General features: G+C 48.6%; 23 protein-coding genes. 8 read left to right on the top strand and 15 right to left on the bottom strand.

Features of this window, described 5'->3' with window-relative positions:
• Positions 1 to 3: 3 nt before the first annotated feature.
• From L4C36_RS07540 to L4C36_RS07520, 5 genes are read right to left on the bottom strand one after another with little or no spacing between them, the layout of a single operon-like run.
• On the bottom strand, positions 4 to 504 hold the full coding sequence (locus L4C36_RS07540; protein WP_428477186.1) for a hypothetical protein: 501 nt from the start codon (positions 502 to 504) through the stop codon (positions 4 to 6).
• Positions 501 to 1,871 carry a type II and III secretion system protein family protein gene (locus tag L4C36_RS07535; RefSeq protein ID WP_428477256.1) on the bottom strand — a complete coding sequence of 457 codons (1,371 nt, stop codon included), beginning with the start codon at positions 1,869 to 1,871 and terminating at the stop codon, positions 501 to 503. Before L4C36_RS07535 ends, L4C36_RS07540 begins: the two co-directional genes overlap by 4 nt.
• 59 nt (positions 1,872 to 1,930) lie before the next feature.
• Positions 1,931 to 2,785 carry a Flp pilus assembly protein CpaB gene (cpaB, locus tag L4C36_RS07530; RefSeq protein ID WP_428477185.1) on the bottom strand — a complete coding sequence of 285 codons (855 nt, stop codon included), beginning with the start codon at positions 2,783 to 2,785 and terminating at the stop codon, positions 1,931 to 1,933.
• A 10-nt stretch (positions 2,786 to 2,795) separates the two neighbouring features.
• On the bottom strand, positions 2,796 to 3,227 hold the full coding sequence (locus tag L4C36_RS07525; RefSeq protein ID WP_428477184.1) for an A24 family peptidase: 432 nt from the start codon (positions 3,225 to 3,227) through the stop codon (positions 2,796 to 2,798).
• 30 nt (positions 3,228 to 3,257) lie between these two features.
• The gene (locus L4C36_RS07520) at positions 3,258 to 3,482 is read right to left on the bottom strand and encodes a Flp family type IVb pilin (RefSeq protein WP_428477183.1); all 225 of its coding nucleotides are present in this window, start codon (positions 3,480 to 3,482) and stop codon (positions 3,258 to 3,260) included.
• 481 nt (positions 3,483 to 3,963) lie between these two features.
• Here L4C36_RS07520 and L4C36_RS07515 point away from each other — a divergent pair, with 481 nt between their 5' ends.
• Complete coding sequence (locus tag L4C36_RS07515) at positions 3,964 to 4,818, top strand: LysR family transcriptional regulator (protein ID WP_428477182.1); 855 nt, start codon at positions 3,964 to 3,966, stop codon at positions 4,816 to 4,818.
• A gap of 139 nt (positions 4,819 to 4,957) precedes the next feature.
• On the opposite strand, the gene L4C36_RS07510 is transcribed toward L4C36_RS07515, so the two are convergent.
• From L4C36_RS07510 to L4C36_RS07475, 8 genes are all read right to left on the bottom strand, one after another.
• Positions 4,958 to 5,449: a GreA/GreB family elongation factor gene (locus L4C36_RS07510; protein WP_428477181.1), complete on the bottom strand. Its 492-nt coding sequence runs from the start codon at positions 5,447 to 5,449 to the stop codon at positions 4,958 to 4,960.
• A 62-nt stretch (positions 5,450 to 5,511) separates the two neighbouring features.
• Positions 5,512 to 6,150 carry a pyroglutamyl-peptidase I gene (gene pcp / locus L4C36_RS07505; protein ID WP_428477180.1) on the bottom strand — a complete coding sequence of 213 codons (639 nt, stop codon included), beginning with the start codon at positions 6,148 to 6,150 and terminating at the stop codon, positions 5,512 to 5,514.
• A gap of 211 nt (positions 6,151 to 6,361) precedes the next feature.
• Positions 6,362 to 6,937 (bottom strand): TerD family protein, encoded by a 576-nt coding sequence (locus L4C36_RS07500; protein WP_428477179.1) that lies wholly within the window; start codon positions 6,935 to 6,937, stop codon positions 6,362 to 6,364.
• 98 nt (positions 6,938 to 7,035) lie between these two features.
• Positions 7,036 to 7,614: a TerD family protein gene (locus L4C36_RS07495; RefSeq protein WP_428477178.1), complete on the bottom strand. Its 579-nt coding sequence runs from the start codon at positions 7,612 to 7,614 to the stop codon at positions 7,036 to 7,038.
• A 32-nt stretch (positions 7,615 to 7,646) separates the two neighbouring features.
• Positions 7,647 to 8,693 (bottom strand): TerC/Alx family metal homeostasis membrane protein, encoded by a 1,047-nt coding sequence (locus tag L4C36_RS07490; protein WP_428477177.1) that lies wholly within the window; start codon positions 8,691 to 8,693, stop codon positions 7,647 to 7,649.
• 16 nt (positions 8,694 to 8,709) lie between these two features.
• Complete coding sequence (locus tag L4C36_RS07485) at positions 8,710 to 9,165, bottom strand: tellurite resistance TerB family protein (RefSeq protein WP_428477176.1); 456 nt, start codon at positions 9,163 to 9,165, stop codon at positions 8,710 to 8,712.
• Positions 9,166 to 9,175: 10 nt separating this feature from the next.
• Positions 9,176 to 10,417 carry a TerD family protein gene (locus L4C36_RS07480; protein WP_428477175.1) on the bottom strand — a complete coding sequence of 414 codons (1,242 nt, stop codon included), beginning with the start codon at positions 10,415 to 10,417 and terminating at the stop codon, positions 9,176 to 9,178.
• Between the two features lie 6 nt (positions 10,418 to 10,423).
• Entirely contained in the window at positions 10,424 to 11,014 is a 591-nt protein-coding gene (locus L4C36_RS07475) for a TerD family protein (protein ID WP_428477174.1), read from the bottom strand.
• A 306-nt stretch (positions 11,015 to 11,320) separates the two neighbouring features.
• Here L4C36_RS07475 and L4C36_RS07470 point away from each other — a divergent pair, with 306 nt between their 5' ends.
• The 4 genes from L4C36_RS07470 to L4C36_RS07455 are packed head-to-tail and all read left to right on the top strand — an operon-like array spanning position 11,321 to position 15,245.
• Positions 11,321 to 12,475 (top strand): phosphoribosyltransferase domain-containing protein, encoded by a 1,155-nt coding sequence (locus L4C36_RS07470; RefSeq protein WP_428477173.1) that lies wholly within the window; start codon positions 11,321 to 11,323, stop codon positions 12,473 to 12,475.
• Positions 12,468 to 13,238, top strand: coding sequence for an HAD family hydrolase (locus tag L4C36_RS07465; protein ID WP_428477172.1), 771 nt, complete (start codon positions 12,468 to 12,470; stop codon positions 13,236 to 13,238). Before L4C36_RS07470 ends, L4C36_RS07465 begins: the two co-directional genes overlap by 8 nt.
• Positions 13,239 to 13,242: 4 nt before the next feature.
• The gene (locus tag L4C36_RS07460; RefSeq protein ID WP_428477171.1) at positions 13,243 to 14,313 is read left to right on the top strand and encodes a cysteine protease StiP family protein; all 1,071 of its coding nucleotides are present in this window, start codon (positions 13,243 to 13,245) and stop codon (positions 14,311 to 14,313) included.
• Positions 14,310 to 15,245 carry an HpcH/HpaI aldolase/citrate lyase family protein gene (locus tag L4C36_RS07455; RefSeq protein ID WP_428477170.1) on the top strand — a complete coding sequence of 312 codons (936 nt, stop codon included), beginning with the start codon at positions 14,310 to 14,312 and terminating at the stop codon, positions 15,243 to 15,245. Before L4C36_RS07460 ends, L4C36_RS07455 begins: the two co-directional genes overlap by 4 nt.
• A gap of 85 nt (positions 15,246 to 15,330) precedes the next feature.
• On the opposite strand, the gene L4C36_RS07450 is transcribed toward L4C36_RS07455, so the two are convergent.
• Complete coding sequence (locus tag L4C36_RS07450) at positions 15,331 to 15,558, bottom strand: hypothetical protein (protein WP_428477169.1); 228 nt, start codon at positions 15,556 to 15,558, stop codon at positions 15,331 to 15,333.
• 451 nt (positions 15,559 to 16,009) lie between these two features.
• On the opposite strand from L4C36_RS07450, the gene L4C36_RS07445 reads away from it, so the two are divergent.
• Complete coding sequence (locus L4C36_RS07445) at positions 16,010 to 16,756, top strand: Npun_F0296 family exosortase-dependent surface protein (protein WP_428477168.1); 747 nt, start codon at positions 16,010 to 16,012, stop codon at positions 16,754 to 16,756.
• Between the two features lie 110 nt (positions 16,757 to 16,866).
• Here the strand turns inward: L4C36_RS07445 and L4C36_RS07440 are convergent, their stop codons facing one another.
• Positions 16,867 to 18,300, bottom strand: a complete 1,434-nt coding sequence (locus L4C36_RS07440) for a pyridoxal phosphate-dependent decarboxylase family protein (RefSeq protein WP_428477167.1) — start codon at positions 18,298 to 18,300, stop codon at positions 16,867 to 16,869.
• 250 nt (positions 18,301 to 18,550) lie between these two features.
• Here L4C36_RS07440 and L4C36_RS07435 point away from each other — a divergent pair, with 250 nt between their 5' ends.
• Together L4C36_RS07435 and L4C36_RS07430 are read left to right on the top strand one after the other, a co-directional pair.
• Complete coding sequence (locus tag L4C36_RS07435; RefSeq protein ID WP_428477166.1) at positions 18,551 to 21,127, top strand: YncE family protein; 2,577 nt, start codon at positions 18,551 to 18,553, stop codon at positions 21,125 to 21,127.
• 504 nt (positions 21,128 to 21,631) lie between these two features.
• On the top strand, positions 21,632 to 24,622 hold the full coding sequence (locus L4C36_RS07430) for an LVIVD repeat-containing protein (RefSeq protein ID WP_428477165.1): 2,991 nt from the start codon (positions 21,632 to 21,634) through the stop codon (positions 24,620 to 24,622).
• The last annotated feature ends 66 nt before the right edge of the window (positions 24,623 to 24,688 follow it).

The following is a 24,688-nucleotide window of genomic DNA, read 5'->3' as shown; positions in this document are numbered from 1 at the left end:
ACATTACTTCTCAATCAGTCGTTGTGGGTTCGCCACTTGCTTCATTCGCATGGTGTCAACAAAGCAATCGCGACGTTGAATCGGTTGCCCCATGACTTCTGGCTGGCATGTTTCGGTTAACACACGGAAATAGCGCAGTTCAACCGTTAAATCTGTCTTTGGCTGCGCCGCATAATGCGCGTTGTATTGCGAGGCAGACACACCCTGACGGTGCAATTGCGCGATCTGCTGCTGGGCAATACGTTTACCCTGTGTTGAGCTGTATAAATAGGTCACTCGAAATTGGTGATCCCGTTGCTGTGCCTGCGCCACAATCTTGGTCAACTGGGTGTTGATGGCAACGGCACCGTTCTGTGATTGCGAGTTATTCACCGTAAACTGGTAGGTGTGTGTTTCCGGGTACACCAAGGCTTCTGCGCCTTTCGCGACATACATTTTTTCGGCGCAGCCGCTGATGCTGCTTAATGCGCACAACGCCAACAGTGCGATCAAAACATTTTTCATTGCATGAATCCTCCGCGTGATAGCAAATCAATGCTCAAGGCTTCGTCGGCCTTTGAATCGCCATCAATGGGAATATTTAACCAGCGCGACAAGGTCGATGTTTTCTTCATATAAGGCAGTTGGACATCTTGTGACGAGACAGGACGTACAAGGTTTACCGTCGCGACAATCAATAATTCGGTTTTCTTACGTTGAGTGACGGATTTACGGAAGGCGGCGCCTAACACCGGAATATCACCTAGCATGGGTACTTTTTGCAGCTGTTCAAAATCTTGGCTGCTCATCAAGCCACCCAGCACAAAGCTTTCACCATCCGCCAGTTCAACGGTGGTCATGGCGCGGCGTGATGCCAACTGCGGCACTTCAATGCCTGCCGCTTGAATGTATTTTTCGACTTCGCTGACTTCCGGCGCTAACTGCATACGCACTTTGTCATCACTCATCACTTTGGCGGTCATTTCCAGCTTGATGCCAAATTCTTTGAAGGTGATATTGGTGCTGCTGTCGCTGGTCACGATCACCGGTACTTCACCGCCCACCAAGAAACTGGCTGACTCGCCAGATAACACGGTCAGGTTCGGCTCCGCCAGAATTTCCGCCATGCTTTCGTTGCCAAGCGCGGTGATCAAGGTGGTTAAATCCGCGGCTTTAAATTGGCTGAACGAGAACTGCCCCACACTAGCACCAATCGACCCCCAATCAGCACCAATGGTTTTGGCAAACGAGTCGGTCACTTGCGCCACCGAAATTTTGACGTTGACCTGCTGCACGCTGGTCACGACCAGATTTTCAATGATCCCTTCCCACGTATTGTTGCGGGCGAAAATCATGCTTTCTGGCGCTTCCATGCCAGAGTCTTCAAACGATAACTTGTCCGATTTTTCATAGCGATTGGTGGATTTACGCTTCAAGAACGTGGCCACTGTGCGGTAGATGTCATCACGCTGCTGCTCAGAGTCGACCGTGCCGCTCACTGCGACTTGCTCCCCGACCGATTCCAGCTTGATATCCAGAGTGGGGTATTGCAGTTTAAGTTGGCGGCGGATCTGCGTCAGATCGATATCCACCAAGATACGTTCAGACAACACCACATCACCTTGCTGGTTGTACGCAATCAAACGGGCTTGGCCCACTTGTTTGGCAAACACTACCAAGGTTTTGTCATTAATGACTTTGTAATCCACCAAGTCAGGCGCACTGATGAACACTTTGCTGATTGGCTGGCTCACACTGATGTGCGCAGCATCATGCAAGGTGATATAGCGATCCCCTGCCCAGCTAGACAACGACGTCAAAGCCAATGCCATGCCACCCACAGCCAGTAAAACCGCACGGAAAAATCGCATGCTAATAAAAGCACGATTCATTACGCCACTGTTTAGCGCACTACTGTTCAGTGCGCTATTCGTCATTACATCATTCACCATTAAAAGAGACCTCCAGCTGCGCTGGTTTCATTTGAGCCACGCAACTCTTCCACATCGGTAAAATTGCTGATGACATCATGCACATTCGCATCCAATGGCTGGGCATGCGCATGACTGCGGTAAATTTCAAGCTGCAAAGTACGCTGCGCCAGCGACAAACGCGCCAATTGATTGGGCGGCACTTCAATCACCACGGTGGTCATCCCATCGCTTTCATTGGCAGACTTAGCAGTAATGAAACTGTCATTGCCCTTATTCACCGACAATGCATGATGTTCGCCAATGTTCATCACTTTTACATGCTGAAGAAATACCTTGGCTTGCACCCCTTGAAACTGGGTTAAGGGTTCTGACTGAGCGGACAAATTGACATCAGGGGAGCTGATCGCGAGCAAGTCGATGTAATCACCCGGACGGATGAAATCGTTGATCAGGTTTTTGGTGGTCACTTGTAGGGGATAAAGCGTCATGCCGTCGCTGATCAATAAATCGATATAGCCCGGCTGATTTTTCTGGGTTTGGTATTCGGGATAGACCCATTGGCCTTTCTTGATTGCGGTGTTGAGCAAGGTGGCCGGATCAAAATCAAGCACCACATCGTCTTTTACGCCCAATTTCAGCGCATCATCAAACGGGACTTGTTCGCGCGTCAGATCACTGGCATTCAGCGCAATGCCTTTATCTACATCTTGGTTAGCACGCCATAGGGTCAGGTAGCGTACCGGTTTGTCAGCAATCAAATCCTCCATGGGTTCTTCGCGCAGTTCAGGTTCTTGACTGAACACGTCATACAGCCCATACAGGCCCGACACGACCGCCAAAAAGGCAATCAAAAAGATAATTTTCGAATTCATACACTTGCCTTTACAAGTAGTGTGCGAGAAGGGGTAGATAAAAGCCGACAGAAATCGCCAGCCCATAAGGTAGGCCTGGATCGTTTTCGTGTGAGGCGGTGTTTACAACGCGGTACTTCACCCAATAGAACAGGGCAATCACACCACCGACCATTGCCGTTAACCATAAGGCAAACGTCAATTGAGAAAGAGGGAGGGCAACAGCGAGCGCCGTTGCCAATTTGCTGTCACCAGCGGCCATTACGTGCAGTCTGACGAGCAATACTGTCAGAACAAAGACCACGATTGCACTGTAAAAACCGCTGATTGAGCCATACAGTCCGTTCAGCAGGAGTGAACTCCCCAATACAATGAGCACCAGTGCATTGGGAATGCGCCGCTTAATGACATCGCTCAAGCATACAGCGACTAACGCCACTCCAAGAATAAGTAGAAGGACCATATAAATAGTAACTACAAATTTTAAGAAAAATTAGTTGTATTTTTGGCCTGTGATAGTTTTCAGTGATTCTGTGATGTTAGTAAATGCGGCTTTAAGTTGACCAACAAAACCACCTTCACCAGAGCTTAGAACAACAGCCAGAAGACCTGCCATTGCAACCGCAATCAGACCGTACTCGATAGCCGTTACGCCGCGCTCATCGTTCTTGTAAGTGGTTAGGAATGCGTCTGCTTTTGCGTATAGTTTAGTAATCATTGTTCTTCCTTTATTAGCGTTGGAGCCATTACTCGAAACATGATCTTACTCCAAAAAAACAACCGCAAAAGATAGCAACTATTGATAAAACCGATAGAACAAAATACCAGCAACTCATCCCCTATTGGCATTAAATTACTGTAAAGCATGAAAAACCAATACAAAACATAGTGATATAGATCACTAAATCACAGGTCAAAACTCTTTTTATTGACGAAAACAATCGTCCCTCATGTCAAAACCACGTCAAAATTACGGCACCAATGTGACACAGGTCACACTTTTATGTATTTTTATTATCTAATTGAGTCGATGCTGGGTGGGTAAGTGGTATATTATTTGACAAGTTCAGCCCTAAAAGCGATGAAAATCAGACAACTACTTTTAACAATTATTGATCATGCACACTAATAATGCTCCCTTTATGGCGCATTTGTTGTGTCTTTCTACTGTTTTTCGATGCTTATACGCTATAAATATAATGAAATTACAACTTGATAATATTATGGCCTTCGTGTCGGTGGCTGAAGAAGGATCCTTCAGCGCGGCCGCGAGGCGACTCAACAAGTCGCAATCGACCATCAGCACCTCGGTGCAAAACCTGGAAACGGATATTGGTTATGCTGTCTTTAACCGAGATAAAAAACGTCCTTATCTGAGTGAAAAAGGCCATAAACTGTTTAGCTCATCAAAAGTGCTGCTGAAGCAGTACCATGAAGTGATTGCTGTCGCGCAGAAGTTGAGCAGCGCCAGTCCGATGATGCTCACTATCGGTATTGATCCGTTCCTCTATCACCCAACCGTAACGCGGTTACTGAATGATTTGGCCGACGCTTTTCCGCAACTGGATCTGCACTTAAAACAGTACCCAAGCAATGTGTTGAGCAAGATGATTCATGAGAATGAAATGGACTTCGCCTTTGGCTTTTTAAGCAATGAACAGGTGTATGACATTGATTATACCGACCTCTTCAAAGTGAATTGTGTCTGGGTACATGCAGCATATTACCCATTGCATGACCCCAACCAACACTTGCGCGCCTTGGTCTTAAACAATAACAGCGACATGTTTTTGCCTAATGTGGACATCAGTTACAGTACGTGGACGATGGACAATATCGAGACTTTACTCACGCTGTGTCAGCAAGGCAAAGGGATCGCATTACTGCCGGAGCATATCCATGCCCCTTACACAGACAGAGGTGCGTTAAGGTGCGTTCAGCAAGATCAGCGATTTTTTGGTCGTCAGTTGCAGGCATCACTCTTTCGTAGCCACAGCGTTTCTGCCCCCACGGTAGCGGATTGGATCGCAACCCATTTTGCGGCAACAGCGTGATGGGCTTATCGTCAACACGTCGATAAGCACGCCTCAAGCACAAGTCAGCAGACATAAAAAAACGCTGAGTATTCAGCGTTTTTTTATTAGAGGCAATGGGAGGTATTCGGATTAATCGTCCTCGCTTAATCTTCTCAGATCAATAAATCGCGGCAACGTCATAGTAAGCAGTATGGTGGCCCAGCGGGACTTCCACTTCATCCCCTTCTTCTAGCCCTAATAACGCATCGCCCAACGGAGAAGTCGGGGTAACCACAACAATCTCTTGGTCAGCGACAGTCAGTTTGATGCCCCCAGCCGTAGGGCCAAAAAAAACGCACTTTTCATTGTCATCTTCATCCACCAAATGCACCATGCAGCCGAGGACAATTTGTTCAGTGCCTGCCGGTAACGCAGTTTGCAGTTTGCGGTAAGCCGTCAAATCCGCCATACACTCAGCCACACGCTGTGATTGCCCATGGGCTAAGTACGCCGCTTCAAGTGCAAGGGTATCATATTGATTTTCAGGCGCATTTTCATCGTCTGTTGCCGTGCTATGGGCGCGGTCGGCGGCCTCTAATGCACCTTGGTAGGCTTTCTGTAGTTGCTCAAGGATTGTTTCGACCAGTTGTGCTTTATCGATGGTGACCATGGGAGATTCTGTAAATAGAAAAGAGTATACCTTACTTTTTATGCCGACTGTTCATTTAGCGATTAGCACTCGTGACCGCCGCCGATGACACTGTCCTGTTCATGATCAATGCAGGCTTGTGCCATCAACGTTAACCCCTGAACAAGGGTTACCAGACTCATGCTCGGTTGTGTGCCCTGCACCGCTTGCGCAGGTAATAACGGGATATGCACGAAACCATGACGGATCGCGGTGTCACGCAAATAATGCTGAATACCATAAAACAGATGGTTACAGACAAACGTACCAGCGGTATTGGAGATCTGCGCCGGAATGCCGTGATCTTGTAACGTCTGCGTGATGGCTTTAATCGGCAATGTCGAAAAATACGCCGCCGGACCCGCATCGACAATGGCTTCATCGATCGGTTGATGCCCGCCGTTATCAGCAATGCGATAATCATCCACGTTAATGGCGACCCGCTCTGGCGTGATCGCGGCTCGCCCCGCGGCCTGCCCGACCGTGATCACCACATCCGGCTGATGCTGTTTAATCGCGGCGATGACGGTATCAATTGCGGCATAGCGCACCACAGGTACCGTACACACCACCATCTCACCGCCCACTAACGGAACATCCGCCAATGCGCGCACCGCTTCCAGCGCGGGGTTGATGCGCTCGCCACCAAAAGGCTCAAAGCCTGTGATTAAGATTTTTTTCATACGCCTTCGTTCACTTCACTGTTATGACTGGATGACTTGCCCCGCCGCTTAACGCCCGCGTGACGCTTCCCTGAATGACAATATGCGATCATCTCGCATCAACGGCAATAAAAACAAAAAATGCCGCTCACCCCAGTAGGGTGAACGACACCGAAAACAGGCTTGCTGTCACGTTGGTGGCTATCACCACCCACGCAAACAAGGACAACGATTACACGTTAACGCCGTGCTCTCTTGCCAAGGCTGCTAGGCCGCCTGCATAACCCTGACCCACGGCTTTGAATTTCCAATCCGCATTGTGGCGGTATAGCTCACCGAAGATCATGGCCGTTTCCGTTGACATGTCTTCAGACAGGTCAAAACGGGCAATCTCACTGCTGTTATCGTTGTTCACGATACGCATGTAAGCGTTAGACACCTGGCCGAAATTCTGATTAAGGCTTTCAGCATCATGGATTGTCACCGCAAACACCAACTTCTTCACGTTGGCCGGTACGTTATCAAAGCTCACGGTGACCGTTTCATCATCGCCATCGCCTTCACCGGTTTTGTTATCACCATTGTGAACCACAGAGCCACAAGCACTGTGCGTGTTGTTAAAGAAAATGAAGCTAGTGTCAGACAATACTTTATTGTCATCGCCAACCATAAATACTGAACAATCTAGATCAAAATCCTGACCATCGGTTGCACGTGCATCCCAACCCAGACCCGCCAATGCGACTTTCATGGTTGGAGCTTCTTTGGTAAGAGAGACGTTGCCGCCTTTAACTAATGAAACAGCCATGTTCATTCCTTTTTGATGACATTAAAATCAACGTAATAATAAATACAGAGAATATGAGGGGAAGTCTCCCTCCCCGATTAATCACAACGCAACCACCATTAAGAGGCGTTGATCCCATATTGTGCGCACATAGCGCCGAGGCCACCGGCATAGCCTTGACCCACCGCACGGAACTTCCACTCACCATTGTGGCGGTATAATTCACCAAAAATCATGGCGGTTTCTGTGGAGGCATCTTCGGTCAGATCGTAACGCGCGACTTCTACATTGGTGTCTTCGTTCACAATACGCATAAACGCATTGCTCACCTGACCAAAGCTTTGACGACGCACAACCGCATCGTGAATCGTCACGATAAAAGCCACTTTCGTCACGTCCAGCGGGACATTGTTCAATTCCACAATCAGCGACTCATCATCGCCATCGCCTTCACCGGTACGGTTATCGCCAGTGTGCTGAACAGAGCCGTCCAGCGAGCGCAAGTTATTGTAGAAAATGAAATCACTGTCATTGCGAACACGGCCGCTGTCGTTAAGCAGGAACGCAGACCCATCAAGGTCAAAATCCTGACCATCGGTTGAACGCGTATCCCAACCAAGACCAATTCGTACACGAACCAATGACGGATCCGTTTTACTCAGTGATACGTTACCGCCTTTCGATAATGAAACGCCCATTAGCATCTTCCTTTTTCAATATTCATCATGGCTTAAGCCGGATTAGAAGTTTGTTCTTCGTCTTTTTTCTCTGGGAACACATAGCTGGCCAATACACCGGCAATCAGCACCACTACCACAACAACCAAACTGGTGGTGGCAGAAATGGTGAAATCATGACCAAAAATGTGCGAGGTGGCATTCAAACCCAACTTACCGGCAATGAAGAACAGCAACACGATGACGGCTTTTTCCAGGTGCACTAAGTACTGCTTCATGGCTTCAAGCACAAAGTACAACGTACGCAGACCCAAAATCGCGAACATCATGGCGCTATACACGATCAGTGGTTCACGGCTGACAGCGATGACCGCAGGCACCGAGTCAAACGCAAACATCACGTCAGACAATTCCACGACCGCCAAACACAGTAATAACGGTGTGGCGTAATATTTCGCTTGAGACGTCCGTCCGACGGTAATGTCGGCGTTTTCTGGTTTTGCCAACTCTTCATCGACGTCTTTCTGCTTGATCAAAAAGTTATTGCCTTTGATCTTTGGCCAAACAGGGAACAAACGCTTCACGGCGCGATAAGCCAAATGCTGAGAGTAATCTTCAACGTCGTCTTCTTGCTCACCGCTGCGCAGCATCATCACGGCGGTCCATGCCACCATCAGGGCAAACACCACTTCGACCCAGGGGCCCAACGCCAATAAACTGGTGCCAATCGCCACAAAAATACCGCGGAACACGATAGCGCCGATAATGCCCCAGTACAGGATGCGGTGACGGAACTTATCCGGCACCGAGAACCAGGAAAATATCGCCATGATCACAAACAAGTTATCGACGGAGAGCACTTTCTCCAGGGCATAACCGGTCACAAAGAGACTCGCGACTTCAAGTCCATGGTGGAGATACAAGAACCCAGCAAAAGCAAACGCAACCGCAATCCAAAAAATGGACCACATGATGGCGCTTTTAAGCGGGATCACCTTATCGTCACGGTGCATGTACAAATCGATTAAGATTGCGCCGACAGATAAGAAAACAAAGACCAATACGGTCTCAATGGGAAAGCCGATATGCGTTGTATCCATGTTTGACAATACCTAATTACAACTGATATTCAGAGGTTGAAAATCCTAATGCCACGCAGATTTCACGGGCGATGGCCTTTTCACTGTCATCAAAATCACCGTCGCTCTTCGCGACAGCAATCCCGACACGCAAGGCAAGCTGCGCCGCATCCGGTTGATCTTTCAGGCGCATCACATATTTCATGGCTTCGCCTTTACCGATATCCACATCAAACTCAAAGCCCGTTGCCAGTGTATTGAAAAAGCCAATCACTTCTTTCACATCAAACACCGCAAGCTCTTCTGATTGCTGGATAAAGCTCATCATTTTTTGCTTTTCTTCCGCGCTGGCACCGTCAGACGCCATACTGATACAAGCACAAACGGCGACCGTGCCTTCCATGAATTTACGGTTTTTAAAACGGCCCACTTGGTTTGTGAGTTCGGAATGCCCTGCATTGACGGCATCTTTCACTTTCTTAAAAAATGACATAATTCTTTCCTTATTTGTTGCCGGCTCGCCACCGGAATCCCCAACCAAACGCTCTGTCGAGCTCTTCATGACCCGCGAAATAGCGATCGATCCGCTGTACGGTCAATACCCCATTGTCATTGATCAATCGTGCCACGGCGCACATACAATTTGAGCGCCCGCCTTCGGTTAAGCGTGTTTCAACCGGTGGTTCATTGGGCACGGTAATCGTGACCACGCCATCGGTTTTCGTCCAATCTGGCACCCCTTGGTAAATGAAAGCAAACACCAAGACTTCTGTAATGTTGCGCCAGCTGTCGCCATTAATGTGTAACCACTCACCACTGTGTGAGGCACCCGTTCTGTCGTCTTCAAGCAAACGCACGTACGGTTGATGATCAAGGTGACCAAACCGATTTCCCAGCGCTTGGACAATGTCGGCATTACCATCTTTGAATCGTACAAATGCCCCTAAATCCAGATCGACCCCTGATGAGCCAAAAATACCGCTCAGAAAACCACTGCCCTTGTGCGTGCCACGGTTCCAATTCAAATTCACTTTGATCAGACCGTAATCACTGCGCTTGGTTAAGTTGACGGACGGGTTATTTTTGGTCAGCGAAATCTTGCTGAGATTGATCGTCGATGACGGTGCATGCCCCGAAGATGAAGAGGGGGAGGCCGATGGAGTGGGTGAAGATTGATGAGGCTGATACGGCGTTGATGGCCTCGCGGTAGAGGCAGGCGGTGGTGTTTGTGTCGGTGTTGGAGTTTGATCTTCATCGACCACCACACCATAAAATTCCGCCAACGGTTTTAAGCCACCAATAAAGCCTTGTGAGACAAAACGAAACTTCCATTGACCATTGCGGCGATAAAACTCGCCGAGGATCAATGCCGCTTCAGATCGCGCTTGAAGATCCACATTCGCCTGAATATGCACCTGCCCTGCCTGTTCGATCTGAATCGATAATTGCCCTAACGATGAAACCGTTTGACCCGGATTACACGTACAAGAAAAAGCGACTTTCTCAACACCGGCTGATAAGCGCGCAAGATTCAGTGAATACGTGGTATGGGCGCCTTCGCTGAGCAGCGATACCGCCTTATCACGGCAGGCTCGCTGACCATAAAAGATCATATCGGCGTCATGGGCGACTTTGCCGTTGGATTGCAGGCGGAATGCAGACACATCCGCCGGCTTTCCCGCGATCACCCTGACGGTTAACTCACCCGCAGGTACCGGTGAATTTCCTCCAGCAATCAGCATCATAATGGCTTACACCAAGGCGTTTTTAATCACAGGGATCATGTCCTGCACGGTACGGCCCTGACAAGGCAGACCATGCGCCTTAAATTCCCAGTCACCCGCCTGACGTGCCAAGGAGGCAATCAAAATACCGGAATGCGACCCTTGCTCATTCAATTTGAAGTGACACACTTCTTGCTCGCCCGTCGTGGTATTGATCACACGACAGAACGCATTCTCAACTTCATTAAACGTTTGACCACGGAAGCTATTGACGGTCACAGCAATAAACGCCACGTTACCCGGTAAGGCATTCAGGTTAACATCAATCACTTCATCATCGCCGTCGCCTTCACCCGTCAGGTTGTCACCACGGTGACGAACGGCGCCACAACGTGAAGCCAATTGCTGGAACCACACGAGATCGATCGGGTTACCTTGCGCATCAAACAATACGCAAGACGCATCGAGGTCGATCGAGTCAGAACCGCCAAATAGGCCGCCGAAAAAACCGGCTTTCTTTTTGATAGGATCCCAACCAAGACCAATGGCAATAGTCGAAAGCGTCGAACCCGCTGTTTTTGCTAGCGAGACAGATTGATTTTTACTTAATGAAACCAAGTGAAACTCCCTATTACTGTTGTAATAACGTATATTCCATATATCGAGAAAACTATCACTAACTTTTAGTTCGCTGATAATTATAAAAAATCACTTAGCCACGCATAACCATCTATTATGGTGTGGTTGCTGAGCAATATGAATAATAAAGCAGATTCGTCAACGTGTATCTTATCCTTTTTAATGAAGTCTGAATTTGTGATTATTCACGCAAATAATCTGTATGAGGTGTGACAAATGCGTTGGAGTATCGATAATTCCATCATGCACATTGTGCCCTCTAATACGACGTTATAAGCCGATTTTATGAATAAGCGCAAACAAGAACTTTCGACGGGCACCATTCGCATGGAGATCGTCAAAGGAAAATGGCAAGCAACTGATTTATTTGACTTTGCAGAAAGAAAAAACCCAAAGCGTTCTTTCTTATTTGTCAGTAAGATTCTCGGTAAGCATATTCCTGTGTCGCCTAAAAAAATGCGAGCCACTTATCAATATTTGGCACAAGAAATACCCAAAGATATATCTAGCCCTATTTTATTTATCGGCATGGCAGAAACCGCCGTTGGGTTAGCGGGCGGTGTATTTGAAGAAGCTCAAAAACAACACCCTGACAGTGTATTATTAACCACGACCCGTCATCCTGTTGAGGGTGAATTATTGTGTGAATTTAAAGAAGAGCATTCTCACGCCACCGATCACATTATTTATTGTCCACCCAATGAAACGAAAGATGCCTTTTTCAATAAATATAAGACGCTGGTCTTAATTGATGACGAGGCAACCACAGGCCGCACCTTTAATAATTTAATTTCATCATTATTACATGCTGGTTTACGGGGCATCACACAGATTATTACTATCACGTTAACCGATTGGTCTGGGGAACGCCTATCTACCCTGCGAAGAAGTACACCGCGTGTAAGCACACAGCAAGAGATCCCCATTGCTTCAGTGGCCTTAATGAAAGGGCAATGGGAATGGCAACCGAACCCGCTCGCCCCTCTTCCCGACATGCCGAATGTCAACGTAACGGCTAAAGGTGCCGCAATGCTGTCCAGCCGGCAAGATTGGGGACGACTGGGCATGACACATTACAACGGCAAGGGCTGGGTTGATCGTTATCACGCCCACACCGGTGAACGTATTTTGGTGCTCGGCACGGGGGAATTTCTGTACCCGCCGTTTTTAATGGCTGAATACCTTGAACAACAAGGGGCAGACGTCGTGTTTAGCTCGACCACCCGCTCCCCGATTGCTGAAGGGCTCGCCATCCAGTCCCGTTTGGCCTTTACCGATAACTACGGGCTAAACATCCCTAACTTCTGTTACAACGTGGCGCATCAATCTTTTGATCGGATCATCGTGTGCGTCGAAACCCGTGATAACGATATCGATCCCGCCTTTCTCGACGCACTTGCCCCACTCGCTCACACTGTAGAGGTCGCCGTCTATGACTAAGCCGCTTTTTTTGGTTGATCTTGACGACAACCTGTTTCAAACCCAACGCAAACTGAACCTAAAAGGACAAGTGCCCGCTGAAACCGCTGCCCTTGATCGATCACTCAAACCGCGCAGTTTTTTCTCGCAAGAACAGGCCCATTTCGTGCACTGGTTGTTAGCGCATGCCGATGTTATTCCGGTAACGGCACGAGGCACCGAGGAAACCGCACGCGTCACTATTCCGTTTAGCTCATGGAAAGTAATGACCCATGGTGCCGTGATCACCATGCCGGATGATCAACCTGATCCGCAGTGGCAAGATCAGATCCTAACCGCGTTGATCCCTTATCAACAGCAACTGCACGATCGTCAAGCCGCCCTCACCGCGGCCTTTGAGGCGGCCAATATCGAGGCATGGGCGAGGATCAACTATGAATACGGTGATCATGCTATTTATCTTGTCGCGAAACATACTGATAGCAGCAAAATCGATGAGCTATATGCCATCGCCGATCAAGTGGATGCAGAGCTGGGTATTGAAGGCTTCTACATTCATCGCAATGACAACAACATTGCGTGGTTACCGCACTGCATTGAAAAAGGCAAAGCCACCCGTTACCTCATCGATAAAATCCGTGCGGATGAGCCTGACAAACCCATTATCGGCCTTGGCGACAGCCTTAGCGATATGACGTTCTTACGTCAATGCACCTGGTTTGGCATGCCACAGCAAAGCCAACTGTCCGAGCCTTTGCTGGCCCACATTGATCAGGCGAAGTAACCCTATGACGACGTTTTCTGGGGCTTATTCGCCCAACGACATTACGTTTTTACTCAAACCGATTGCGCTCGACATGACACCGGTTGAGGAAAAAGAGAGGCTGATTCAATCAGGACAAGCGCATTACTCTGACATGCTCAGCCAAGAGCCGGCTCCCTCTGACGAACATTTGTCGATTTATGCCCAAGCCTTAGCCGATGGCGAACAACGTTTAGCAAAAGAAGTCATGGTGCTTGCGCTACAACTGCGTGAGCAGTTGTCTGACCGACCAATTGTGCTCGCCAGCTTAGTGCGCGCCGGTGTGCCGCTTGGCGTCATGCTACATCGCGCATTACAACAGCTCGGTCATGCATCCCATCATTATGGGATCAGCATTGTTCGCGATCGCGGTATTGACGACAAAGCCTTGTCAGACATTGAAGCGAAACATGGTGCTGAAAGCATTGTGTTTGTCGACGGTTGGACCGGTAAAGGTGCAATCACCCGTCAGCTCACCGCCTCGTTGTCACAACGTAACGGCTATCCGGCCAAACCGCGCTTAGTGGTACTGGCAGACCCGTGTGGCATGGCATGGTTAAGTGCGTCGTACGAAGACTGGTTGATCCCGTTTGGCATTTTAGGCGCACCGGTATCAGGCTTGGTGTCGCGTTCCGTCTGGTCGAGCGATGACTATCACGGCTGTGTGATTTGCGATCATCTAGCGGACTACGAATGCAGTAGCGCATTAGTGGACCGCATTAGCACCCTACAGCAAGACATCCAAATTCAGACTCTGACATGGCAGGCTCCGTCAGAGACAACCCACACCGCATTGGCCGATCTGTCACAAGCGGTGTTGACCCATTTGCAGGCTGATTATCAGGTTGATCACATCAACCGCATTAAGCCCGGTATCGCAGAAGCGACCCGCGCGGTACTACGCCGTGTACCGGATCACGTACTGGTCAGAGACATTAATGATCCAGACGTCAAACTGCTGGTGCATTTAGCCCATAAGAAAAATATCACCGTGATTGAAGCCGGTTCACGTCTTGGGCAATACCGTGCCACGACGATCATCAAGAAGGTATTATGATGATGAAACTTTCTCCTTATTCATTGGGGGCAACCCTGTATATGCCGGCGACCCGCGATGACATCGTGAACGTAGCGCTACGCAATAAGATCCCCAATCTGCGTTCGATGGTGATCTGCCTAGAAGATGCAGTGGCTGAGCAAGATATCGAGCAAGCCTTGATCAATTTAAAAACGATTACCGCAACGCTAGCCAAAAAACGCCGCAACCATGAACAACCGATCATTTTCATTCGTCCACGGCACTTGGAAATGGCCGCGCACATTGTGGCCCATTATGATCTGACAGGCATTGATGGATTTGTGTTTCCTAAATTCACCCTCGATACGCTTGCGGAGTGGGAGGCGATCACGGCACCGACGCATTTAATCTGGATGCCAACCCTAGAGACGCAAGATGTGTTTGATGGGCAGGCGATGCAGCAACTGGCCAATGCCTTGGTCAACAGCCCGATGCGGGATCGGATCATTGCCCTGCGGATCGGCGGCAATGATCTGATGAGTATTTTGGGGATCCGCCGTTCACGCACCGCGACTATCTATGAAGGGCCACTGAATTACGTGATTAAAATGCTCACCTGCACCTTTGGTGCAAAAGGCTTTGCCCTCACCTCACCGGTGTTTGAGTTGATTGAGCAAGGTGAGTTACTGGAGCAGGAGCTGCAGCAAGATTTGATCCACGGGTTAGTCGGAAAAACCGCCATTCACCCGAATCAAATTGAATACATCCATGAAGCGTGGATGGTGGAGCCGTCAGAGTATGAAGATGCGATTCGTATCATCAACAGCACGCAAGCCGTGTACCAGCACGGCGGTGCAATGTGCGAGCCGGCCACGCACCGTCAGTGGGCGATGAACATCCTTGAACGTCGCCAATTGTTTGGCTTACGTACGCCAGAGGCGGCCAATGCCAAAGAGTTTGTGCACCTCTAGCCCACAATGCCATGTAACGAGATAACGCAGAGTCAGTGCTTCTTTCCTCTCTTGGAACGCTGGCTCTTTTTCCTCCTAGCCGTGACTACGACCTACGATGGAAATAACGGCGACAGGTTTTTGCCAACCACATATACCCCAACGTCACACCAAGCACATACACCCCCAGCACGATAGCCAAGGGGATGGTCTCGGGGATCTGTTCGATTAACCAATAAATGCCGTATATCGCTAAGCCCCAGTACAGTATCCCCGCCAGTTCATCCAGCAGCGTCATTTTCAGTAATCTAGAAAAGATAATTTTTCCGTGCATTTTTGTCGTCTTCCCTGATTCGACCATTTTACGCCGTGATTATGGCCAGAACGGTAAGAAACATCACACCGATAACCGCACCTTTTAATTCAGTTTGCGACGTTCCGCAAAGCATCAGCAGAGTGACAGAGGGTAAACCCGACACTTATAAACAGGTCAACAAGCAAAAAAAGCCCCATCATGTGATAGGGCTACGTGTTAAACAGTCGGTAAAAAGTTACACGATGCGCACGCCGTTTGGCATCACTTACTCTGACGTTAACAACACACTGCGTGGCTCATCATCTGTTTCCTCGCAAAACACAATGCATATCACGACCATTGCAGTTTGCAATTCTAATACACGATACTTTTTGCTCATTTTCAATAAGATAAGGAGTGGCCTATTCTTTGCTTTACCTTATTCATATCACCATTATCTGTTGACTAACACACACGTAGGGAAACGGTTATGACCAAGTCCATTATCACGTCTCTTTTTACACTGCTGCTGGGCTGCTCTACGGCACAGGCATCACTGCTGTTTACGATTGAAGATGCTTATATTGAAGAGTCGCAAATCTCCGATCCCAAGCAGGTCGAAACCTTTGATGACTGGAACACCGGTATCTTCAACGGCACCATCACCGCAGAGTTTGGCGAATATGAGGTATTGAGCGGCGTACCACAGGTAAAACCTGCAAACGTCTACGGAGGCGCAGGGGGTGACGGTAAATACCTGTTTGTGTCCCCTCAGCAGAACACACAAGTCTTGTTGAACTTTAATGATCCTGTCGGCTATTTCGGCTTTTGGTGGAGTGCGGGGGACGCAGGTAACAAACTGCAAGTTGAGACCGCTACAACGACTTATGAATTTACCACCGCAGATGTGTTTCAAGGGGATGCTCTGACCATGAACCACTACGGCAACACCAATTTTGGTGGCGGTAATGGTGGTGAACCTTATGGATTCTTGAACTTGTATGCGACATCCGATGAATACAAAATCGAATCCATTAAGTTTTACGGCTCTAATTTTGAAAGTGACAACCACACCGTCGCAGGCACACTGCAAAACCCGACCGGTACGGTTATCGCGACTGTCACCGTACCTGAACCCGCCCATCTTGGGGCATTGGCGCTGGCACTATTACCCTTGGTGTATGCACGTCGTACACGCAAAACCAACCCCCACGGAATTGAAATGCAATCAAAATAACGGCGAGTAGCGTTATGCCTTTGTCACTCTTTACCCGTCAAAAAGCGCGAAGAACAGGATGATCTTCGCGCTTTTCTTTTGCTGATTGCAAATGACTCACTCTGAGTGGGTTACGCCATCATTGCCTTTTCTACTTCAAACGCGGCCAGGATTTTTTCCACAGACGTCAGTACATCCTCTTGGCAGGTGTGGTAATTCAGAATTGAAATCAACATGGTTTTTACGCCTTTGTAGCCGGATGTCGACGGATACACATACCCTTCTTGTTGCAAGCGATGCACCACGCGTTCTGTCAGCGCATCACGGGAAGCCGTATCACCTGTGCCAAATTGCACAGAGAATCGGTTCGACACGACATCATTCAACACTGTAATGCCTTCCACTTCTGCTAGCTGTGCAGCCATCAACTTAGCCAAATCCGTACAGTTATCCAAATGCGCAGCGATACCGGCTTTACCTAATGATTTAAAGGCAGCATATACCGGTACGCCACGAGCACGGCGTGATGCTGAAATACCAAAGTTAATCGCATTGCGATCAGGCTTGGCCATCGCATCATTGAGGTAATCGCCCATATTGCTACCGCCCATGGCTGTGGTGATCGCAGAGGGATCTTTCACTATCACCATGCCGCAGTCGTACGGCATGTTGAACCACTTGTGGCCGTCAGTATCGATGGAATCGATGCGCTCGATGCCTTTCAATAAATAGTTTTGTTTCTCACTGGCAGCGGCCCACAGCCCAATCGCACCATCCACATGGCACCACGCATTCGGGTGTGCGGCGACACAATCGGCAATCTCATCGAACAAATCAAATGCGCCGGAGTCAATGCAACCCGCTTGTGCACAGACTAAGGTCGGCCCTTCACAGGTGGCCATAATGTCACGCAGTGCGTCTGGCAACATACGAAGGTTGTCATCGGTCGGGACTTTGATAATGTCGTTCAGGCCGATACCGATCATCGATAGTGCACGCTTAATGGTGGAATGGATTTGATCGCTGAGAACGACATTGATACGCGGCGCACCGTATAAGCCTTGCGTAGCGACATCCCATCCTGCGCGTTGAAGCAGGGTGTTTCGTGCCGTAATGAGCGCGGTATAAATCGCTTCTTGCGCCCCGGAGGTAAAGCCCACCGCTGAACCTGGCGTTAATCCCAACAATTCCACCATCCATTCTGCGGCGGTTTCTTCCACCACCGCCATCGCTGGGCTGGAAACATAATACGGCACGTTTTGATCCCACGCGCTCACCAACCAGTCAGCGGCAAGGGAAGCTGGCAAAGCGCCACCAATGGCGTAACCGAAGAAACGCGGGCCACCTGATGCAATCAGCCCTGCATCAACGTTTTTCACCATCTCATCAATCACGGCAGCCGGATCGCTACCTTCCAGCGGCAATGGTCCCCCAAGCGCATGACGTAGTTGCTCTGACGTTACTACCTGATCGATTTTGCGTTCAGGTAGAGATTCAATGTACGAAACGGCGTGCTCACATGAACGCTGAAGCGGGGATTGATACTGATTAAATGCGTGTCCCATGGGACTGTCCTCCGGTCTTTATTGATGCCTCCATCCTAAGTGCAAAAGATATTAAAAATTTACCATTTCACGCCACGCGTTATTTATTTTCCCTCTCTTCGTACCGCGCATTTTTTCACCCTTCCTTCATAGGCGTAGAAATACCTATAAAGGATTTCTGTGATCTTAAGCCATGAATCCTCACGACCCATTTTTTTATTTACTTTCAATGCATTACATTCACATCAACTCAACAACAGAGAATAAAACCATGAAAAAAACACTCCTTGCCTGCCTGCTAGGCGGTCTATTGGCGGCCCCATATGCCGTTGCTGCATCGACTCAGAACGCTGTTGATGAACAACAATATGTGGTTGAGATGCAGACCATGCACCGCATGATGAACGAACGTATTGAAGCGCTTCGCGCTTATGCCAGCGATGAGAAAAATGTTATCCAACGCGATGGACGTCGCTTTATCATGGTTGAGGACCGTGAGTACGAAATCGGTAAAGATAACTATCTGTACTTCGACATTCCTCGCCCTTTCCATAACGAAGAGATATTCCGCCACATCTTCGGCTTCTTCAATGAAGACTGGGAGTTAACCCTGTACGAACGAGGCATGGTGGCAGTGAACCGCATTTACGGTAACTACGACTACGGCAACGGCTGTTTGATGGAATACAATCCATCTCACCCATTTACCTCTGCAGAGGGTAGCAAAACCCCATTTTCACTAGAGATCAGCACCTGTCAGGTTGACGAAGGCCGCTCTCACCAAACTTTGCGTTATCTGGGCAAAGGCACACCACTCACCCATGAAACCTTCGGCTATGCACAATCAGGCGATTTCGCGCCAGAATCTGTCGCACTACACGGCGACAAGGTGTATGTGGGTAACACCAACAGCGGTTTCTCCCGCATTGACCGCTACGACATGCGCACACAAAAAGCTCTGGCGCCGATCACCGGCTTTACGCTGAATGGCAAAGAAGAAACTTACCGTGTGGTAAGTGACGTAACCGAGCACAACGGTCGCCTGTTCGTGGCGTCTCTGTCATCAAACCGCGTCGACATTTACGACCTGAATAACAACGATCAAATCATCATGTCACTGGGTACGGGTGTGTACTGGGGCGACACGTTCTCTACCGCACTGACGCACCCATACAGTGTGGCCGCTAACGATGACTACATCTTTGTGGCCGACATTACCGGTAAAATCTCTATCTACAAGCAAAGTGATGCGACACTGGCGAACCACAAACGAGCAGTAAAACATGCCTTCTTTGATTTACCAGAAAGCAACAGCATCTGGCGTAATATCAAAATGGAAGTGGTGGAGAACGAGCTGATTGTGAGCTTCGACAACAGCAACACCTATGTGTTTGCCTTAGATAGCATCGAACCGGGCCAAACCTTGACGCCAGCCAAACAGATCATTCATCGCTCACAGCGTCGTAACGTGTATGAAGCACAAGACGGCAGTGTGCTCACTGGCACCAGCCAAGGTAAAGTAGAAATCTTTAACAAAGGTGAATTGCAATTTACCGAGAATGGGGTTGCACAAGCGCCAGCATTTGAATTGAACACCTACTTTGACGATCTGAACAATAAAGAAGTGTCGACCAAGGCAAGCTTTGACTTAGCCGCCAACAACAGCACACTGGCAATGCTACAAGGCAACACCGTACTGTTGGCCGATATAGAATCACTGAACGTTTACGTGAACAATTACGCGGCATGGGATCCCGCTCCAGAGCTGGATCTCAATGGTTCTGATGTGGTAAAGCAGCCACTTCTGACCAATGAAGAAAGCTGGGAAAGTTTAACGCAAAACCACGAAGTACGCGTGAATCGCCTGCTATCAGGTAAACAGCGTTTGGATAGTCTGGAAATCATCAGCTACGCCGCACAACGTACGCATGATCTGGACGTAGAAGCACGTTTCGGCAAGACCGGCCCATGGGTCAAGCTGGGTACCATCAATGAATTGGAACCTTTTACATCATTCAAACTGGATCAGGTACTGGAAGAGAACAGGGTCTACCCGACGGTAAACGATGAACAGTCTGTAACCATCATGGGTCTGAAGGGGATGGAATACATGCCCGCGAATTTGATCGACATTCGCCTGACATCAGACACTGACACTTTTGTACAGAAAATTACCGATCTTAAACCGAACTGGCGACTACGTTTTGGTACCTACAGCCCAGAAACCCACGGAAACTGGGGACGCATTACCGGTCCTTACGCCCGTGAGTGGATGATCATGATGGCGAACTTTGCCTACATCATGAACAGCCCTGAATTTGAACATATCTGGTTCAACTACAAAGAGACGTTCGGCCGCGGTGAACAAGAGTTCTACGGAAATGCCGGTCCGGTAGATGCACCTAACGGTAATTTCTCAGCAGACGATTACCAACGCGTTTACCAACAGTTCATGGATCGCGACTTGATCAATTTGGGCGTATCCACGATTGGCGGTGGCTTAGGCGGCGGTTCCGTACTGGGCATTGATACTTGGTTATTCTACGGTCATTACTACCGTTCGGGCTTTGGTATCTTGGCTCATGAATTTGGTCACGGCTTTGGTAGTCACGACAGTGCTTACGCCAACGGTGGTGCGGGCTTCCAGCCTCTGATCACCGATATGCACCACATGATGTTGCTGGACAAAACGCTGCCATATATTGATGACAACATTAACGCCTTCTACACGTCACCCCGTGAGTTGCTGCACAACGGCATTGCTGAGCACCTTCGTGTACCGTTCCCAGAAGGTCACACGAACTGGGCGATTGAGTACTTCAAAAATAACCCAATCAGTACGAAATAATGGCATTTCTTCATGTTCGTGCTGATGATGATTAACACACGAACAGAATAATAAAAGGGTCGCACACGCTAAAACGTAGCGACCCTTTTTTAATTGCCTTATCGTCTCTGTGTTATTTCAGGTTATTCTCTCTGCCATTTCAAATAAATCCCGAACGTTTTCCGAACTTATCAAACTGACGCAGACGGCTGAGACTTGCGCGATACAGCGCTCCATGCCCCCGCGGACTACCAGATACGGCACATTGCCATCGACAAAATTTTGACAGGAAAATTAAAAACAATGTTGTTAACGTCAAAATATATTATTAGCCACATTCATTTTATTATTAATGTTTTTTTTGGACTGCATGTCACAGAGTGATATTTGTTCCTTTAGGTAAATTTAATTATTATTAAAATAACTCGAGTGATTACACATTTAATGTATTAATAAATAAGCACAACATGATTTATTAATACATATCCTCCTATATCCACGCATTTATAAAATAGACAGTCAGCCATGAAAATTAAATTATTACCGGCAGTGATAGCATCTCTGCTATCTGTCAACGCATACGCATCAAACAACGATGCGGAACAGAACTATTTCAAAGCAACGTCGGAAGCAGTACACCAGAGCATCGTCAATAAGATTGAAGATCTGCGTCGTTACGCCTCAGATGATAAGAATGTGATCACTGAAAATGGTGTTCGCAAAATTGACGTCAATGGTGTGAAATACGCGCTAACTGACGACAATTACCTCTCGTTTGATCTTCCAAAGCCATTCCTTAATGAAACTGCTTTCCGTAATGTTTTCGACTTTATTGATAGCGATTGGGAATTAACCTGGTACCAAGGCGGCATGGTCGCGGTTAACAAGGTATTTGGTAACTACGATTACGGCAACGGCTGTTTGATGGAGTACTACCCGAAAGGTACTGTCGATGCCAACGGCCCGACCCATGTGTTGCTAGAAACCACATCATGTAGCGTGAATGACTTTGAAACCACGCAGCAGTATTTCAGCAATGGCACATTCATCACCGCTGAGCAGTTGGGTGGGGATGCTCTAGCCATCACGGCCATTGAACGTTACCAAGATAAACTGTACATCACGCAAGATACCAACCCTGCGTTCATCACCATTTTCGATATGACGACACAAAGCGTGATCGGCCGTATCAAAGGCATTGACAGCGATCGTGGCTTCCAGGCGTACAACCGCATTAACGAGTTGGCTATCCACAATAACCTGCTGTACGTGTCTTCGCTGTCTTCGAACCGTGTTGATATCTTTGATCTGGACAATAACAACAGCTTGGTGCTGTCACTGGGTTCTGGCACCGGTTCATGGGGTGGCGCAAACGGTCTGGTCCACGCTCAATCGTCAGCGGCTACTGATGACTTCGTGTTTGTGACCGATGCACAATCGCGTATTTCTGTGTACCGTCAACACGATCTGACACCAGAAAACCCTGACTTTGCAAAACGTGCGGGCTTCCTTGCCTATGAAGGGAAATACACCCACCGTAAAGTACAAATGCACACCCTTGGCGATCATCTGATCGTGGCCACGGCGGATCGCGGCTACTTCGTCTACGACATGACGAAGGTCGACCAAGCTATTGCTGATGGCGTGGATTTGGCCGCAGAGAAAGTGGTATCACTGAACCTGCAAAAAGTGGATCTGGACAACAATACACTGGTTGTCAGCTTTAAAGATCGCATTGAATGGCATGATGCTGCCACGTTTGCTGCCAATGGTTTTGTATTCGGTGAACCACTGCGCACCGTACGAGCCATCAATGGCCAACCTGTTTCTGCACTGAAAGATCTGCACTTTGCCAACAATGAGCTGATCACGGCAAACAGTGAGCGCATCGCGATTAACTACCTGCTGAATAACGAAATCACGTTTGTGGCAGATACCTCTGTTGCACAACCAACGATTCAGTTTGATCAGTTAATGCCAACGTCTGTCACACAGATTCTGGGCAATGATGAACCGCACCACGTGTTAATGGACCGCGAGTTGCGCTCCGTTAACATTAACTCATTAGTTCAAACGAAACTGTTGAACAATGACACCGTACAGATCACCAACTATGCAGCAAAAGAACTGCGCGATATCACGCCAGAGCTAAAACTGAACGGCATCAACAAGTGGTTCAAACTGGGCACGCTGGATCGCATTCCAGCGTATGCACAGATCACCCTGCCACTGTCAGCATTCAGCACGGATTTCCAATTCAACAGTGCCAATAACGACGGTGTGTTTGATCTGGCTGAACTGTTCGCGGCTGACTTGGAAGTGAAAGACCTGTTTGAACACCGCTTCAGCTCTGAAAGTGATGCCTTTGCACAAACGCTTTCTCGCCTGAAACCAACGTGGGAAATCCGCTTTGCTGGCACCGCTGACCACAAATGGCGTGACATGAACGGCCTGTATGCCCGTGAATGGTTGATCATCATGACCAACTTCGCGCACATGGTGTCATCCGATGAATTTAAACACGTGTGGTTTAACTTTGAAGACATCATGGGCTACAACATGCACTCGTACGCGGGTCAAGTGCATGAGCCAGGCGGTTACTTCACCGCTGAAGATTACGATCACTACTACCACAGCATGCTGAAGCGTCCGTTTGTGAACGTGGGTATTACGGCGATGGGTGGCGGTCTAGGTTCTGGCGGCATTACCGGCGTGGATACCTGGATGTTCTACAGCCACTATTACGGCCAGTGGGGCATTATCGCGCACGAATTCGGCCACGGTTTTGACGGTAAGTCTTACGGTCACGGTACCAGCTTCGCGAACGGCGGTAACGGCTGGCAGCCACTGATGACCATGGTTGCTAACTACCACATTCGTAAAGGCGATATGCCTTACATGGATGACAACATCAATGGCTTCTACAAGCAGGAAAACGATGCCTACCAGTATGCAGATATCAGCCTAGGTAAGCGTCACTACCGTAGCGACAACCACATGTACCTGCTGGACGAGTACTTCATGACCTTCTCTGACATGCCTCAGGGTTGGTTTCAGCATGAAGATCGTTTTGTACCTGAGAGCCTGAACAATCAGGAACGTATGATGCTGGCGAAAATGCCCATTCACGGTGATGACCCGTACCTGTGTCGCTTCGACTACACCACAGAAACAGGCACCACTCAGCTACACGGCTACGTAGAGCAGTTGGATGACCAGCAGTACCGTTGTACCGGTGGTGATGACATCAGCTACCGCCTACCAAGTGGTGAGAAAGTGGCATTTGCTTCACCTGTGGGTGAGTTTGAATGGCTATCTCTGTACTCTCCAGAGCAAAAAGGTGAACGAGCCACAACGCTAGATGGACAGGCACTGTGTGCAATCAACAAAACAGATTTCTACGGTGTCGGTTTTGTGAACAGCGGCAGCCAGTGTACCCAGCAGTCTGAAGTGTACTGGTCAAATGGCAACCAATGGAAATTCACCAACGGTTGGATTGACTACAAGTTCCGTTAATCATACCCGTTGATATGAACATCGATGCCACTCAAGCGATTGAGTGGCATTTTTATGCGAGCGCGT

Origin of the sequence: Photobacterium japonica (assembly GCF_050337005.1) — a bacterium.
In the GTDB taxonomy this organism is placed as follows: domain Bacteria; phylum Pseudomonadota; class Gammaproteobacteria; order Enterobacterales; family Vibrionaceae; genus Photobacterium; species Photobacterium japonica.
Note: the sequence above shows the minus strand (reverse complement) of the source record. Positions and strands in the feature narration are given on the sequence as shown.

Excerpts from the sequence above, each read along its gene's own strand:
- L4C36_RS07465 (WP_428477172.1), top strand. The coding sequence starts at position 12,468 with ATGACTAAGCCGCTTTTTTTGGTTGATCTTGACGACAACCTGTTTCAA.
- L4C36_RS07480 (WP_428477175.1), bottom strand. The coding sequence starts at position 10,417 with ATGATGCTGATTGCTGGAGGAAATTCACCGGTACCTGCGGGTGAGTTA.
- pcp (WP_428477180.1), bottom strand. The coding sequence starts at position 6,150 with ATGAAAAAAATCTTAATCACAGGCTTTGAGCCTTTTGGTGGCGAGCGC.
- L4C36_RS07440 (WP_428477167.1), bottom strand. The coding sequence starts at position 18,300 with ATGGGACACGCATTTAATCAGTATCAATCCCCGCTTCAGCGTTCATGT.
- L4C36_RS07430 (WP_428477165.1), top strand. The coding sequence starts at position 21,632 with ATGAAAATTAAATTATTACCGGCAGTGATAGCATCTCTGCTATCTGTC.
- L4C36_RS07450 (WP_428477169.1), bottom strand. The coding sequence starts at position 15,558 with ATGCACGGAAAAATTATCTTTTCTAGATTACTGAAAATGACGCTGCTG.
- L4C36_RS07435 (WP_428477166.1), top strand. The coding sequence starts at position 18,551 with ATGAAAAAAACACTCCTTGCCTGCCTGCTAGGCGGTCTATTGGCGGCC.
- L4C36_RS07470 (WP_428477173.1), top strand. The coding sequence starts at position 11,321 with ATGAATAAGCGCAAACAAGAACTTTCGACGGGCACCATTCGCATGGAG.
- L4C36_RS07540 (WP_428477186.1), bottom strand. The coding sequence starts at position 504 with ATGAAAAATGTTTTGATCGCACTGTTGGCGTTGTGCGCATTAAGCAGC.
- L4C36_RS07455 (WP_428477170.1), top strand. The coding sequence starts at position 14,310 with ATGATGATGAAACTTTCTCCTTATTCATTGGGGGCAACCCTGTATATG.
- L4C36_RS07445 (WP_428477168.1), top strand. The coding sequence starts at position 16,010 with ATGACCAAGTCCATTATCACGTCTCTTTTTACACTGCTGCTGGGCTGC.
- L4C36_RS07490 (WP_428477177.1), bottom strand. The coding sequence starts at position 8,693 with ATGGATACAACGCATATCGGCTTTCCCATTGAGACCGTATTGGTCTTT.
- L4C36_RS07485 (WP_428477176.1), bottom strand. The coding sequence starts at position 9,165 with ATGTCATTTTTTAAGAAAGTGAAAGATGCCGTCAATGCAGGGCATTCC.
- cpaB (WP_428477185.1), bottom strand. The coding sequence starts at position 2,785 with ATGAATTCGAAAATTATCTTTTTGATTGCCTTTTTGGCGGTCGTGTCG.
- L4C36_RS07495 (WP_428477178.1), bottom strand. The coding sequence starts at position 7,614 with ATGGGCGTTTCATTATCGAAAGGCGGTAACGTATCACTGAGTAAAACG.
- L4C36_RS07510 (WP_428477181.1), bottom strand. The coding sequence starts at position 5,449 with ATGGTCACCATCGATAAAGCACAACTGGTCGAAACAATCCTTGAGCAA.
- L4C36_RS07535 (WP_428477256.1), bottom strand. The coding sequence starts at position 1,871 with ATGAATCGTGCTTTTATTAGCATGCGATTTTTCCGTGCGGTTTTACTG.
- L4C36_RS07525 (WP_428477184.1), bottom strand. The coding sequence starts at position 3,227 with ATGGTCCTTCTACTTATTCTTGGAGTGGCGTTAGTCGCTGTATGCTTG.
- L4C36_RS07500 (WP_428477179.1), bottom strand. The coding sequence starts at position 6,937 with ATGGCTGTTTCATTAGTTAAAGGCGGCAACGTCTCTCTTACCAAAGAA.
- L4C36_RS07515 (WP_428477182.1), top strand. The coding sequence starts at position 3,964 with ATGAAATTACAACTTGATAATATTATGGCCTTCGTGTCGGTGGCTGAA.
- L4C36_RS07520 (WP_428477183.1), bottom strand. The coding sequence starts at position 3,482 with ATGATTACTAAACTATACGCAAAAGCAGACGCATTCCTAACCACTTAC.
- L4C36_RS07460 (WP_428477171.1), top strand. The coding sequence starts at position 13,243 with ATGACGACGTTTTCTGGGGCTTATTCGCCCAACGACATTACGTTTTTA.